This window comes from Pseudomonas parafulva NBRC 16636 = DSM 17004 (assembly GCF_000730645.1).
Lineage (GTDB): Bacteria > Pseudomonadota > Gammaproteobacteria > Pseudomonadales > Pseudomonadaceae > Aquipseudomonas > Aquipseudomonas parafulva.
In genome coordinates, this window is record NZ_BBIU01000014.1 from 147453 (window position 1) to 161891 (window position 14439).

At 64.0% G+C, this 14439-nt stretch carries 11 protein-coding genes and 1 pseudogene; 3 read left to right on the top strand and 9 right to left on the bottom strand.

Features of this window, described 5'->3' with window-relative positions; all coding sequences use genetic code 11:
* Positions 1 to 25 precede the first annotated feature (25 nt).
* Both gyrA and mtnA read right to left on the bottom strand, forming a co-directional pair.
* Entirely contained in the window at positions 26 to 2791 is a 2766-nt protein-coding gene (gyrA, locus tag PPA02S_RS11155; RefSeq protein WP_028634698.1) for a DNA gyrase subunit A, read from the bottom strand.
* 271 nt (positions 2792 to 3062) lie between these two features.
* Positions 3063 to 4139, bottom strand: coding sequence for an S-methyl-5-thioribose-1-phosphate isomerase (gene mtnA, locus PPA02S_RS11160; protein WP_028634697.1), 1077 nt, complete (start codon positions 4137 to 4139; stop codon positions 3063 to 3065).
* Between the two features lie 202 nt (positions 4140 to 4341).
* Here mtnA and ubiG point away from each other — a divergent pair, with 202 nt between their 5' ends.
* From ubiG to PPA02S_RS11175, 3 genes are all read left to right on the top strand, one after another.
* Positions 4342 to 5040 (top strand): bifunctional 2-polyprenyl-6-hydroxyphenol methylase/3-demethylubiquinol 3-O-methyltransferase UbiG, encoded by a 699-nt coding sequence (gene ubiG, locus PPA02S_RS11165; RefSeq protein ID WP_028634696.1) that lies wholly within the window; start codon positions 4342 to 4344, stop codon positions 5038 to 5040.
* Between the two features lie 2 nt (positions 5041 to 5042).
* Entirely contained in the window at positions 5043 to 5714 is a 672-nt protein-coding gene (gene mupP / locus PPA02S_RS11170) for an N-acetylmuramic acid 6-phosphate phosphatase MupP (RefSeq protein ID WP_028634695.1), read from the top strand.
* A 174-nt stretch (positions 5715 to 5888) separates the two neighbouring features.
* On the top strand, positions 5889 to 6629 hold the full coding sequence (locus PPA02S_RS11175; protein ID WP_028634694.1) for a YciK family oxidoreductase: 741 nt from the start codon (positions 5889 to 5891) through the stop codon (positions 6627 to 6629).
* A gap of 44 nt (positions 6630 to 6673) precedes the next feature.
* Here the strand turns inward: PPA02S_RS11175 and PPA02S_RS11180 are convergent, their stop codons facing one another.
* The 7 genes and pseudogenes from PPA02S_RS11180 to PPA02S_RS11210 all read right to left on the bottom strand — a co-directional run bounded on the left by PPA02S_RS11180 (position 6674) and on the right by PPA02S_RS11210 (position 14402).
* A complete protein-coding gene (locus tag PPA02S_RS11180; RefSeq protein WP_028634693.1) occupies positions 6674 to 7459 on the bottom strand; it encodes an iron-containing redox enzyme family protein in 786 nt (261 codons plus the stop codon).
* A 30-nt stretch (positions 7460 to 7489) separates the two neighbouring features.
* Positions 7490 to 9946: pseudogene (locus PPA02S_RS11185) on the bottom strand (EAL domain-containing protein).
* A gap of 110 nt (positions 9947 to 10056) precedes the next feature.
* A complete protein-coding gene (locus PPA02S_RS11190) occupies positions 10057 to 11880 on the bottom strand; it encodes an ABC transporter ATP-binding protein (protein ID WP_161629592.1) in 1824 nt (607 codons plus the stop codon).
* A gap of 1 nt (position 11881) precedes the next feature.
* The gene (locus PPA02S_RS11195; RefSeq protein ID WP_028634691.1) at positions 11882 to 12514 is read right to left on the bottom strand and encodes a DsbA family protein; all 633 of its coding nucleotides are present in this window, start codon (positions 12512 to 12514) and stop codon (positions 11882 to 11884) included.
* Between the two features lie 3 nt (positions 12515 to 12517).
* A complete protein-coding gene (gene trhO / locus PPA02S_RS11200; protein WP_028634690.1) occupies positions 12518 to 13450 on the bottom strand; it encodes an oxygen-dependent tRNA uridine(34) hydroxylase TrhO in 933 nt (310 codons plus the stop codon).
* Between the two features lie 120 nt (positions 13451 to 13570).
* Entirely contained in the window at positions 13571 to 13867 is a 297-nt protein-coding gene (locus PPA02S_RS11205) for a BolA family protein (protein WP_028634689.1), read from the bottom strand.
* A 10-nt stretch (positions 13868 to 13877) separates the two neighbouring features.
* Positions 13878 to 14402 carry a DUF2059 domain-containing protein gene (locus PPA02S_RS11210; protein WP_028634688.1) on the bottom strand — a complete coding sequence of 175 codons (525 nt, stop codon included), beginning with the start codon at positions 14400 to 14402 and terminating at the stop codon, positions 13878 to 13880.
* Positions 14403 to 14439: the final 37 nt, after the last annotated feature.

Consider the following 14439-nt stretch of genomic DNA (forward strand, 5'->3'; position numbering starts at 1 on the left):
CGCCCCGTTCGGGTGTAACGCCTGCTTAGTCCTGCGGTGCCTCTTCGGCGTCCGCAGCGTCGTCATTGTCGGGCGCCTGGGCCTCGACACCCTCCTCGTCCAACTCGATCACATCATCAAGCTCTTCAGCGGACGGCTCCTGGATACGCTCCAGGCCTACCAGCGTCTCGTCGCTGGCCAGCTTGATCAGGGTGACGCCCTGGGTGTTGCGGCTAAGGCTGGACACTTCGCCCACCCGGGTACGCACCAGCGTGCCCTGGTCGGAAATCAGCATGATCTCCTCGCCTTCCTGCACCTGAATGGCGCCGATCAGCAAGCCGTTGCGCCCCTTGGTGCCCATGGCAATGACGCCCTGGCCACCACGGCCGCGACGCGGGAACTTGGACAGCGGGGTACGCTTGCCGAAGCCACGCTCGGAGGCCGTGAGGATCTGCGCACCGGACTCTGGAATGAGCATGGAGATGATCTCCTGGCCCTTGCCCAGCTTCATGCCGCGCACGCCACGGGCGGTACGGCCCATTTCGCGCACCACGCTCTCGGCGAAGCGGATCACCTTGCCCGCATCGGAGAACATCATCACTTCCTTGGCGCCGTCGGTGATGGCCGCCGCAATCAGGGTGTCGCCTTCTTTCAGCTTCAGGGCAATCAGGCCGTTGCTACGCGGACGGGCGAACTGCACCAGCGGGGTCTTCTTCACGGTGCCCGACGCGGTGGCCATGAAGATGTAGGCGCCAGTAGGTTCGGCTGCCCACTCAGGGGTATCGCCGTCTTCTTCGTCGGCTTCCTCCACCTCGACCACTTCACCTTCGAGCACGGTGTCATCCGCGTCCTCCAGCTCTTCGTCGGCACCGGCGCTCTGCTGCAGGGCCTCCAGGTCGATCTGCAGCATGGCGGTGATGCGCTCACCTTCTTCCAGCGGCAGCAGGTTGACCAGCGGGCGACCACGGGCAGCACGCGAGGCTTCGGGGATTTCGTAGGTTTTCTTCCAGTACACCTTGCCCTTGCTGGAGAACAACAGCAGGGTGGCGTGGCTGTTGGCCACCAACAGGTGCTCGATGTAGTCCTCGTCCTTCACGCCGGTGGCCGACTTGCCCTTGCCGCCGCGGCGCTGGGCTTGGTAGGCGGACAACGGCTGGGTCTTGGCATAGCCACCGTGGGAGATGGTCACTACGCGCTCTTCTTCCGGGATCATGTCGCCGTAGTTGAGGTCGTGGCTGGCGTTCAGGATCTCGGTACGGCGGGCATCGCCATATTCGGCGCGGATCGCTTCGAGTTCTTCGCGGATCACTTCCATCAGGCGCTCAGCGCTGCTGAGGATACGGATCAGCTCGCCGATCTGCTCCAGGATTTCCTGGTACTCGGCCAGCAGCTTCTCGTGCTCGAGGCCAGTCAGGCGGTGCAGGCGCAGGTCCAGGATGGCCTGGGCCTGTTCTGGCGAAAGGTAGTACTTGCCGTCGCGCAGGCCAAATTGCTCTGGCAGGTCTTCGGGGCGGCAGGAATCGGCACCGGCGCGCTCGACCATCACCTGCACGGCACTGGATTCCCATGGCGTGGAAATCAGCGCTTCCTTGGCTTCGGACGGCGTTGGCGAGGCCTTGATCAGGGCAATGACCGGGTCGATGTTGGACAGCGCAACCGCCTGGCCTTCAAGGATATGGCCGCGCTCGCGGGCCTTGCGCAGCTCGAACACGGTGCGGCGGGTGACCACCTCACGGCGGTGGCGCACGAAGGCTTCGAGCAGGTCCTTGAGGTTGAGCAAGCGCGGGCGGCCGTCGACCAGCGCCACCACGTTGATGCCGAACACGCTCTGCAGCTGGGTTTGCGAATACAGGTTGTTGAGCACCACCTCCGGCACCTCGCCGCGACGCAGCTCGATGACGATGCGCATGCCGTCCTTGTCGGACTCGTCGCGCAGCTCGGTGATGCCTTCGATCTTTTTCTCTTTGACCAGCTCGGCGATTTTCTCGATCAGGCGGGCCTTGTTGAGCTGGTAAGGCAGTTCGGTCACGACGATCTGCTGGCGGCCGCCTACCTTGTCGATGTCTTCGATTTCGGAGCGGGCGCGCATGTAGATGCGACCACGGCCGGTACGGTAGGCCTCGATGATGCCCTGGCGGCCGTTGATCAGGCCGGCCGTTGGGAAGTCCGGGCCCGGAATGTGCTGCATCAGCTCATCGATGGTGACTTCGGGGTTGTCGATGAGCGCCAGGCAGCCGTCGATGACCTCGCCCAGGTTATGCGGCGGAATGTTGGTGGCCATGCCCACGGCGATACCGCTGGAACCGTTGACCAGCAGGTTGGGGATACGGGTGGGCATCACCGCCGGGATCTGCTCGGTGCCGTCGTAGTTGGGCACCCAGTCGACGGTTTCTTTGTGCAGGTCGGCCAGCAGCTCGTGGGCCAGCTTGGCCATACGCACTTCGGTGTATCGCATGGCAGCGGCGTTGTCGCCGTCCACGGAACCGAAGTTGCCCTGGCCGTCGACCAGCAGGTAGCGCAGCGAGAACGGCTGGGCCATACGCACGATGGTGTCGTAGACCGCAGTGTCGCCGTGCGGGTGGTACTTACCGATCACGTCACCGACCACGCGGGCGGATTTCTTGTACGGCTTGTTCCAGTCGTTGCCCAGTTCGCTCATCGCAAAGAGAACGCGACGATGCACGGGCTTCAAGCCGTCACGCGCATCGGGCAGCGCTCGCCCGACAATCACGCTCATCGCGTAGTCGAGGTAAGACTGTCTCAGTTCGTCTTCGATATTGACCGGGAGGATTTCTTTGGCCAGTTCGCCCATGAGAAGCCTGATTCCTTTTTCTGGTGAAACTTCGCAGCTCCATCAAGGGCCGAACGAAGCTCGCCGCCGCAGCGCATCAGCATGCGACGACTTACGACAAATCAACGAGTTGTGCCATGGATCTGCGCAGTGAAGACCGCCGGTATGGGCGGGCTTGGAAACTGCCGGATGTTACCACAATGGCGGGGGTAGTGGGGAGATGTGCACCGGGGGCTTGCCGGTGAATGTGCAGCGCCGGAGAGTTCGAGCGCTGCAGTTGCTTAGGGCCGAATCAGTGCAACCGCTTGCGACACATCAGTTGCGCCAGCTTGGCGGTGTCCGGGCGCTCGATGATGCCCCGTTCGGTCACGATCACGTCGATCAGGTCTGCCGGGGTCACGTCGAACACCGGGTTGAACACCTCGACATCCGGCGCAACCCGGGTACCGGCGTAATCCAGCAGCTCACCGGCCTCGCGCTCTTCCAGCGGAATGTCTTCGCCGGTGGCCAGGTTGAGGTCGATGCTGGTGCTCGGCGCCACCACCATGAAGCGCACGCCGTGATGCATGGCATTGACCGCCAGTTGATAGGTGCCGATCTTGCTGGCCACATCGCCGTTGGCAGCGATGCAGTCTGCGCCCACCACCACCCAGGTGATGCCCTTGGTCTTCATCAGGTGGGCCAGGGCGGAATCGGCACACAGGGTCACCGGCAGCCCTTCGTTGGCCAGCTCCCACGCCGTCAGCCGCGAGCCCTGCAGCCACGGCCGGGTTTCACCGGCGTACACCCGCTCCACCATGCCCTCCAGGTAACCGGCGCGGATCACCCCCAGGGCGGTGCCGAAGCCACCGCTGGCGAGGGCGCCGGCATTGCCGTAGGTGAGCAGGGTCTGGGCATTGCCCTGGTGGCGGCGGATCAGCTCGGTGCCGTACTGGGCCATGGTCAGGTTGGCCTCGCGGTCACTCTCGTGAATCAGGCGCGCTTCAGCTTCAACGGCGGCCAGCACGTCTTCGGCGGGGCGCAGACGCTGCAGGCGCTCGCGCATGCGGTTCAGCGCCCAGAACAGGTTGGCCGCCGTGGGGCGCGCCTCGGCCAGCACCAGGAAGTCTTCTTCCAGGTCCGTTTCCCAGTCGCCGCCCTCGGCCAGCCGCTCTTCCACGGCCAATACCAGCCCGTAGGCGGCCACGATGCCGATCGCCGATGCACCGCGCACCGCCATGTCGCGGATGGCCGCTGCCACCTGCGCAACATTGTCGCAGGCCAGCCATTGTTCTTTCGAGGGCAGCAGGCGCTGGTCGAGCAGGTGCAGGACGCCGCCCTGCCAGCGGATCCCGGTCACCTTCTCCGCCGCCAAAAGTCGCTCGCGCATCACCTCTCCCCGTGGTTCGCCCATCAAAAGCCGGCGATTATAGCGAGCCTGGTGGCCAAGCGCTCGGGTATACTTCGGCCTTTTCGAGCGCAAGCTCCAGGCCATGCGCTGCAACCACTGCCCGCCATACCCAGGCTGGCCCTGGCCCGCAGTTGCCGGCTTGCCGCTTGAAGCTGACACCCAAGTTCCAGAGGACTGTTCAATGAGCAACGTCGACCGCGCCGAAATTGCCAAGTTCGAAGCGCTGGCCCACCGCTGGTGGGACCGTGAGAGCGAGTTCAAGCCGCTGCACGAAATCAACCCGCTGCGGGTCAACTGGATCGACGAGCGCGCCAGCCTGGCCGGCAAGAAGGTGCTGGACGTGGGCTGCGGCGGCGGCATCCTCAGCGAAGCCATGGCCCAGCGCGGCGCCACGGTCACCGGCATCGACATGGGCGAAGCGCCCCTGGCCGTCGCCCGGCTGCACCAGCTGGAGTCCGGCGTGCAGGTGGAATACCGGCAGATCACCGCCGAAGCCCTGGCCGAAGAAATGCCCGGCGCATTCGATGTGGTCACCTGCCTGGAGATGCTCGAGCATGTGCCCGACCCGTCCTCGGTCATCCGCGCCTGCTACCGCATGGTCAAGCCTGGCGGCCAAGTGTTCTTCTCCACCATCAACCGCAACCCCAAGGCGTACCTGCTGGCCATTGTCGGCGCCGAGTACATCCTCAAGATGCTGCCGCGCGGCACCCACGACTTCAAGAAATTCATCCGCCCGTCGGAGCTTGGCGCCTGGAGCCGCGTTGCCGGCCTTGAAGTGAAGGACATCATCGGCCTGACCTACAACCCGCTGACCAAGCACTACAAGCTCAGCAGCGACGTTGACGTCAACTACATGATCCAGACCCTGCGCGAGGAATGAGCATGCGCCTGCGAGCTGTACTGTTCGACATGGACGGCACCTTGCTGGACACGGCGCCGGACTTCATCGCCATCTGCCAGGCCATGCTCGCCGACCGTGGCCTGCCGCCGGTGGACGACGCCCTGATCCGCGGGGTGATCTCTGGCGGCGCCCGGGCCATGGTCGCCGCCACCTTTGCCATGGACCCGGAGGCCGAGGGCTTCGAAGCCCTGCGCCTGGAGTTCCTGGAGCGTTACCAGCGCGACTGCGCCGTGCACACCCGGTTGTTCGATGGCATGGCCGAGCTGCTGGCGGACATCGAGAAAGGCAAGCTGCTGTGGGGGGTGGTCACCAACAAGCCGGTGCGTTTCGCCGAGCCCATCATGCAGCGCCTGGGCCTGGCCGAACGCTCGGCACTGCTGATCTGCCCAGACCACGTGACGCGCAGCAAACCAGACCCAGAGCCGCTGATACTGGCCTGCAAGACGCTGAACCTGGACCCGGCCAGCGTGCTGTTCGTGGGGGACGACTTGCGTGACATCGAGTCGGGCCGCGACGCCGGTACCCGCACTGCAGCGGTACGCTTTGGCTACATTCACCCGGATGACAACCCGAACCACTGGGGCGCCGACGTGGTGGTCGACCACCCGCTGGACCTGCGCAAGGTCATCGACAGCGCGCTGTGTGGCTGCTGAACATTGTGGCACTGCGCATAACCTGTCGAGCAGGGCCCTGTAGGAGCGGCTTCAGCCGCGAACACCGGCGCAGCCGGTGCCATGCACCGCGCCGCCTGCTTCGCGGGTAAACCCGCTCCCACAGGTTCAGTTGCCCGCTCACAGGGTGTGTTCAAGCATTTAAAGGACTCAAACATGTTCGACTACGCCGCTCGTGCGGATCTGCTCAAAGGCCGGGTCATCCTGGTAACCGGCGCCGGCCGTGGTATCGGCGCTGCCGCTGCCAAGGCTTACGCCGCGCTGGGTGCTACGGTGCTGCTGCTGGGCAAGACCGAAGCCAACCTGAACGCGCTGTACGATGAAATCGAAGCGGCTGGCCACCCACAGCCGGTGGTTATACCGTTCAACCTGGAAACCGCCCTGCCCCACCAGTACGACGAACTGGCGGTGATGATCGAAGACCAGTTCGGGCGCCTGGACGGGCTGCTCAACAACGCCTCGATCATCGGCCCACGCACGCCCATGGAGCAGTTGTCGGGTGACAACTTCATGCGCGTGATGCATGTGAACGTGGATGCCACCTTCATGCTCACCAGCACCCTGCTGCCATTGCTGAAGCTGTCCGAGGACGCTTCGGTGGTGTTCACCAGCAGCAGCGTGGGGCGCAAGGGCCGCGCCTACTGGGGCGCCTACGGGATCTCTAAGTTCGCCACCGAAGGCATGATGCAGACCCTGGCCGACGAACTGGAAGGCGTGGCACCGGTACGTGCCAACAGCATCAACCCGGGCGCCACGCGCACCGCCATGCGTGCCCAGGCCTACCCAAGCGAGAACCCGCAGAACAACCCCCTGCCCGAAGAAATCATGCCGGTGTACCTGTACCTGATGGGGCCAGACAGCAAAGGCGTGAATGGGCAGGCGTTCAACGCCCAGTAAGCCCAAGAGGCCGGGCGGCCTCCTGAGTCACCCGGCAACCGGGGTCAGCCAGCAGCCAGCGCCGGGCTTACCCGGCCTTGCTGGCGCCCCTCGAGCTGCATGCAGCGCTCCAAGAACAGGAACATGCAGTCGTAGCTCTTGCAGATCGCCCGGCGCAGCTCGGTACGCAGGCTCATGCTCGGGTTCTCGCCCGCCAGGGTGCAGATGATCTCCAGCGCCTCCCACGGGTGGGTGTCGTCATACTGGGCATGCATCTTCAGCCACTTCATGGCGCGCTTGCGCTGGTCTTCCGGGAAGCCCATGGCGTAGGTATCGGTGGAGCACACCACTGCCGACCACTCCCCGGTCGCCCCTTCGATGGCATAGTTGGTGGCCGCCATCGACACCGCCAGGTTCTCGGTGGCGCACACCCGCCAGCACCAGTCGTTCAGGCCGTTGAGTTCGGGCGGTACATCCTGGGCCTGCAGGTCGTGCAGGTTCACGCCATGGGCCTGGGCCCAGTTCACCCAATAATCGGCGTGGTTCAGTTCCACGCGAATGTTGCGCATCAGCCAGCGCCGCGCCATGTCCTCGCCCTGATGGCGGCCGTAGCGGGTCTTGGTGAGGTTGTGCGCCATGTACAGCGAGAACTGCTCCACCACCGGCCAGCCGCCAATCAGGTACTGGCGAATGGTGGACTGCTTGAGGGTGCCGTCGCGCAGGCGCGCATACAGCTCGTGCTCCACCACACGGCGCTTGCTCTCGCTGCAATCCTCGATCAGTTGCTGGGCCCACGTGGGGTAGCTGGCCGGGTCCATCAATGGCCCGATACGGACGAATGCATCAATCACTTTCTGCTCCTTGATCCTTGTGATTTCTAGCTAGCGAAACGTGCCAGGCGCCCGCTGCAACAGGGGCCGGTCGGCCACCCGCTGGCGGTGCAAACTGTCACAGGTGAACACCTGCGGGCGTTCTATCAGGTAGCCCTGGGCGTAATCCACACCAATTTCCTGCAGGGCCTGCTCGATCAACGGGGTCTCGACAAATTCGGCGATGGTACGTTTACCCATCACGTGGCCGATGTGGTTGATGACCTCGACCATGGCCCGGTTGACCGGGTCGTCGAGCATGTCCTTGACGAAACTGCCGTCGATCTTGAGGAAATCTACGGGCAAATGCTTGAGGTAGGCAAACGATGACATGCCGGCGCAGAAGTCATCGAGGGAAAACCGGCAACCCAGGCCCTTGAGTTCATTGATGAAGCGGATCGCGCTGCCCAGGTTGGCGATGGCGCTGGTCTCAGTGATCTCGAAGCAGATCATGCGCGGCGGAATGGCGTAATCCACGAACAGGCGTTGCAGGTACTCCAGGAACTTGTCATCACCGATGCTCGAGCCCGACAGGTTGATGGCACAGGTGGCCAGTGGCCCTTTGTGGCCGGCGTCTAGGCACTGGCGGATGATCATGAACACGTTGCGCACCACCCAGCGGTCCAGTGCGGTGATCAGCCCGTAGCGTTCGGCGGCTGGGATAAAGCTGTTGGGCAGAATGGTGCGCCCGCTTTCGTCGTGCAGGCGCAACAGAATCTCGATATGGCCAGGGCCGTCGAAGGCTTTGAGCGGCGCGATTTCCTGGGCGTACAGGCAAAAGCGGTTTTCTTCCAGGGCCACGTGCAAGCGCTGGATCTAGGCCATTTCGCCGAAACGGATAGACAGCTCGCTGTCGTCGGCATGGTACACCTGCACACGGTTACGGCCCTTTTCCTTGGCCATGTAGCAGGCCATGTCGGCCGCACGCAGCGACGTTTCCAGGGTGCCGGGCGCCTGGGCGATGTGCACCAGCCCTACGCTTACCGTGGTCACGAACGGCCTGCCCTTCCACACGAAGTGCAGGCTCTGCACCATCTGGCGCAGTTGTTCGGCAATGCGCTCGGCCTGCTCGGGCGGGCAGTTTTCCAGCAGCACGCCAAACTCGTCGCCCCCCAGCCGCGCCAGGGTGTCGCCTTCGCGCAGGCCCGATTGCAGCACCGCGCAGATGTGCCGCAGCAATTCGTCGCCCGCCGCATGCCCGCAGGTATCGTTCACCAGCTTGAACTGGTCCAGGTCCAGGAACATCAGCGAATGCCGGCCCGGCTGGCGCGCCAGGGCATTGAGCGCCTGCTCCAGGCGGTATTCGAATTCACGCCGGTTGGCCAGGCCCGTGAGGGCATCGTGGGTGGCCTGCCAGGACAGGTTGGCGATGTACTGGCGCTCCTGCGTCATGTCGTGCAGCACCAGCACAATGCCGCTGACCTGCCCTTCGTTGACGATGGACGAGCCCACCAGGTTGATCGACACAGTGCTGCCGTCCAGCCGCTGAATCAGCCGCGCATGTTCGGCACCGCCCTTGAGGCTGCCACTGAGCACCTGGTCCACCAGGCTGCGGCCTTCGTCCATGTCGTGCTCGTCCACCAGGGTGAATAGCGCCGACAGCGGCAAGCCCAGGGCCTGGGCAGCTTGCCAGTGGGTGAGCTGCTCGGCCGCAGGGTTCATGTAGCCGATACAGCCTTCCACATCGGTGGTGATCACCGCGTCGCCAATGGCTTGCAGGGTGATTTGCGCGCGCTCTTTTTCTTCCTGCAACGCGCTGGCGAACGCCTGGCGCTGGGCCAGCAGCTTGCTTGAGCGGCGCCAGGCGATGGTAATGAGGATAAGCGCGGTTACTAGGTTGGTAATCAGCAGCACCCTCAGCAGTACCCGCGAGCCCTCGCCCAAGGCATCGCTGAACGCCTTGGCGGCGGGGGTGACACCTTCGTTGATGATGGCGATACGCCCCTTCCAGGCTTCTACCGTGGCCTCAGCCACCGGCCCATTGGCGAAGCGCTGGTGCATCTCGCCCGCCAGCACGTCCAGCTTGGCCAGGTAGTCGTCACCCATGTCCCAGTAGTTCACCGCCGTCTGCATGTAGCTGATGCCGCGGAAATGGCGGTAGAACCAGATGATGCGCTCAACGTCGTCCAGGTGGTTGCCGCCCTGCAGCACGGCCTCGCGGGCGGCCTGCAGGTCAGGGTCCGGTCTGTCCAGCACCTTGCGCACGCGGTGGTCGCCCTGGGGCACGATGATGGCCTGGCGGTAGCGCTGGTATGTGTCCTCGTCGCGCGTATCTGCGTACAGGTTGAGGTAGTAGATGGCGTCTTTCTGAGCCTTGGACCATAGGCTCTCCCCCGCGACGTAGGCACGCACGGCTGAAAGCGTGTACAGGCTGAGGCTGCCCAGGGCAACCTGGAACACCACCACGGCGATGAAGGGCCAGGTGATGCCGAGCAGCTTGGGCGCCTCTTGAGTGCGATGTCCCTTCATGGATTCCCTGTCACCGAGCTGATAAGGCGAGAATCGACCCAGACAAAGCACAGCGTAGGCCATTTGCCAGTAACGCGATGGAAATTTCAGCAGTGACCGGCGTGTTGCACCTAGCGCTGCTGCAAGTGCCCGTACAGCTTGGCGTACAAGCCGCCCTCGGCGATCAGTTGCTGGTGGTCGCCGTCCTCTGCCACACGCCCGCCATCGAACACCAGCACACGGTCAGCCTGCTTAACAGCCGACAGGCGGTGGGCGATGATCAGGGTGGTGCGACCGGTTAAAAACCGTGCCAGCGCCTGGTGCAGGTTGTACTCGGTGGCGGCGTCCAACGCCGAGGTGGCCTCGTCGAGGATCACCACCTTGGGGTCGGCCAGCACCATGCGGGCGATGGCCAGCCGCTGGCGCTGCCCACCGGACAGCCGCACCCCGGACCGCCCCACCACGCTGTCCAGGCCCTGGGGCAAGGCGGCGATGGTGCTGTCGAGCTGGGCAATGGCCAGGGCCTGCCAGCAGGCGTCATCGGTGCAGTCGCGGCCCATGGTCAGGTTGGCGCGTACGGTGTCGTTGAACAGCGACGGGTGCTGCAGCACCACCGCGACATGCTCGCGCAGGGTGTCCAGGCCAATCTCCTGCAAGGTGGCACCGCCAAAACGGATGCTGCCGGCCTGGGCGCTGTACAGCCCCAGCAGCAGCTGCACCAGGGTGCTCTTGCCGCCGCCACTGGCGCCGACGATCGCCACTTTTTCACCGGGGGCAATGGCCAGGTCGAGGTGCTCCAGTACCGGCTCATCACCGTAGGCGAAGCTCAGGTCGCGCACCTCGATGCCTACCGTGGCGTGGCCGGCGAAGGGGTTGCTGGCGCCGGGGTACTGGGGCTCGTCGGCGCGTGCCAGCAGCTCGTTGAGGCGGTTCAGGGCGCCACCTGCGGCGTAGTAGGCGTATTGCAGGTTGAGCAGCTGCTCCACAGGGCCAATCATGAACCACAGGTAGCTGAACACCGCCAGCATCTGGCCGATGGACAGGTCCGAAAACAGCACGGTGAGCATGGCGGCCGCACGGAAGATGTCGATGCCGAACTGGAACAACAACCCACTGGCGCGGCCACTGGCATCACTCTTCCACTGGGATTCCACCGCGTAATCACGCACTTCGCGGGCGCGCACGCCTAGGCGCCCGAGGAAGTAACCCTGGCGGTTGCCGGCACGGATTTCCTGGATGGCATCGAGGGTTTCGGTAAGGGCTTGGGTAAAACGGGCCGTGCTGTCGTTTTCCAGCTTCTTGAGGTGCTTCACGCGCTTGCCCAACTGCACGGTGAAGTAGATGACCAGCGGGTTGAACAGCAGAATCAGCAACGCCAGCTGCCAGTGCATCCAGATAAGAATGGCCGCTGTGCCGGTGAGGGTGAGCATGGCGACCAAGAAGCGGCTGAGGGTTTCGCCCACGAACTTGTCGAGGGTGTCCAGGTCGGTGACCAGGTGGGTGGTGACCGTGCCACTGCCCAGGCTTTCGTACTCCTTCAGCGAAATACGCTTCAGGCGCTCGATGAGCCGAATGCGCAACCGGTAGACGATGTCCTTGGCCAGCCCGGCGAACAGTTTGGCCTGAACCACATTGAATGCCAGGGCACACAGGCGCAGGCACAGGGTAAGCACCAGCATCAGGCCGATATAGCCCGCGGCCACCTGCCAGCCCTGGGGCAGCAGCTGGTTCATCCACTTCAGCGCGGCATCGCCATGGCCCAGCAGCACTTCATCCACCAGCAGCGGCAGCAGCAACGGGATGGGCACGCTGCAGCAAGCCGCCAGCACCGCGATCAGGTTGGCAGACCAGAGCTGCTTTTTGTGGTGCAGGGCCAGGCGGCGAATCTCTGCCCAGCTCAACCGGTCAGCCACGGCCTGGGGTTTACCCGGCACCGGGTCGGGCGACCCGGGCATATCAAGCACTGGCGGCCTGCTGCAGCCAGCGGCCGAGCAGAGGCTGCAGGCGCTCCAGTGGCTGGTAGCCGTTGGTCAGCAAGGCCAGCTGGCCATTGCGCTCGGCGAGCAAGGTGGGAAAGCCCGCAATGCCCAGGTCCTGCGCCCAGGTGAAATCGGCGGCCGTGGCGCTGCGGGTATCGGCACGGGCGAAGGCCTCGGCGAACACCGCGCGGTCGAAGCCGGCCTGCTCGGCCAACTCGACCAGTTGCGGGGCCGTGGTCACGTCTACACCCTGCTGGTAGAACGCCTGCTGGATGGACGCCAGCAGTGGCCACACACGCTCGGCCTCCAGTTCGCGGGCGGTAACCAGGGCGCGGCAGGCAGGTTCTGTGTCGTAGACGAAGCCATCTGGCATGGCGCCTTCGAAACGGAACGGCTGCCCGGTAGCGTCGGCCACGGCCTGCCAATGCTCCAGGATGTACTTGCGCGTTGAGGTGTCCAGCGCGCTGCCACCGGTACGCAACCCCCCAGGTACCAGGTGGGTGGGCACGCCGGCCTGCTGCGCCTGGGTGATCAGCGCCGCGGCAACGGGTGCAAAGCCCCAGCACCAGGAGCACATCGGGTCCATCACGTAGATCAGGCGTGCAGACATGCCTCAGGCCTCGGCTTTGTAGTTGTAACCAATCGGGTGCGGCAGGTTGCGGGCCTTGGCCAGTTCGATCTGCTTCTGCCGATCGATGGCGCTGCGCCGGGTCTTCTCGCTCAGGGTGTCCCAGCAGTGTGGGCAGCTGATACCTGGCGAATAATGCTCGGACTCGCGCTCCTGGGCGTTGATCGGGTGCCGGCAGGCGTGGCACTGGTCGTAGTCGCCTTCGCTCAGGTCGTGGCGCACCGTGACCCGGTTGTCGAACACGAAGCAGTCGCCGTCCCACAGGCTCTGTTCCTGGGGCACTTCCTCGAAGTACTTCAGGATGCCGCCTTTCAGATGATAGACCGCCTCGAAGCCTTCACCGAGCATGTAGCTGGAGGCTTTTTCGCAACGGATGCCACCGGTGCAGAACATGGCCACCTTCTTGTGCCTGGCGGGGTCGAAGTTGGCCTTGATGTACTCGGGGAACTCGCGGAAGGTTTCGGTCTTGGGGTCGACGGCGCCCTTGAAGGTGCCAATGGCCACTTCATAGTCGTTGCGGGTGTCGATCAGCAGCACTTCCGGGTCGCTGATCAGGGCGTTCCAGTCCTTGGGCTCCACATAGGTGCCCACCGCCTGGTTGGGGTCTACGCCCGGCACGCCGAGGGTGACGATCTCTTTCTTGAGCTTGACCTTGGTGCGGTAGAACGGCTGTTCGTCGCAGTACGACTCTTTATGGTCGACATCCACCAGCCGCGGGTCGTTGCGCAGCCAGGCCAGCAGGCCGTCGATGCCCTGGCGGGTGCCGGACACGGTGCCATTGATGCCTTCGTTGGCCAGCAGCAAGGTGCCTTTGACGTCGTTGTCGAGCATGGTCTTGAGCAGCGGTTCGCGCAGTTCGACGTAGTCCTGCAGGGTGACGAACTTGTACAGCGCCGCGACGACGATCGGTTGTGACATGAAGCAGGTTCTCCAGGTGGTTGCCCTCGTAAGGGGCGGACCGGGTTACACAATGTAAAAGGGGCCGCTGAGCGGCCCCTGTGGGGATGAAGCGGATTCTACCAGAATCCCTTCAGGGTTTCAGTGCCCGCCGCCGGCGCACACGGGCGAAGCCGGCGCAGCGCCGACCTTGGCCCACTCTTCGCCGGTGTAGGTATGAATGGCCAGGGCATGAATCTGGCCCATCAGCTCACCCATGGTGGCGTACACCTTCTGGTGGCGCTTGACGCTGTTCAGGCCAGCGAACTGCTCGCTGACGATCACGGCCTTGTAGTGCGTCTGCTGGCCACGGCTGTGCATGTGGCTTTCATCCAGCACCTGCAGGTGCTGCGGCGCCAGGGCGGCCAACTGCTGTTCGATACGCTGTTGCATGCTCATCGCGTACGGCTCACTTCTTGGCTGGGGCGGCTGCCTTGCCGAAGTTCGGGTCCAGCTCCTTGGTCATGTCTTCAAGCAGCTTGTTCACCACCGGCACCGCAGGCTCCAGGCTCTGCTGGGTCAGCTGGGCCGACTCCTGGGTGACCTTGGGCATTTCACGCAGCACTTTCTTGCCCAGTGGCGATTCGTAGAACTTGACCAGGTCTTTCAGCTCTTGCTCGGTGAAGGTCTTGGTGTACAGGTCAACCATTTTAGGCTTGAGCTTGTTCCAGCCGATGGCGCTGTTGAGCGCGGCGTTGGCCTTGGCCTGGTAGCTTTCCAGTACCGGTTGCTTGGCAGCCGGTGCCTTGGTCTGGGCGAAGCGCTGGGCGAACATCTGCTGTACCTGCATGTACACCGGGGTACCGAGCTTGTCGGCATTGGCCAGGGTCAGGAACTTCTCGGCAGCCGCGTTGTGGCTGGCAGTGGCGGCAAGTACCTGGCCGCTGGCACAGGCCAGGGCAACGGCAGCACAGAGGACACGAAGACGGGTCATTGCATTTCCTTCAGGAGGGGGAGGCGGTACCTCAGAG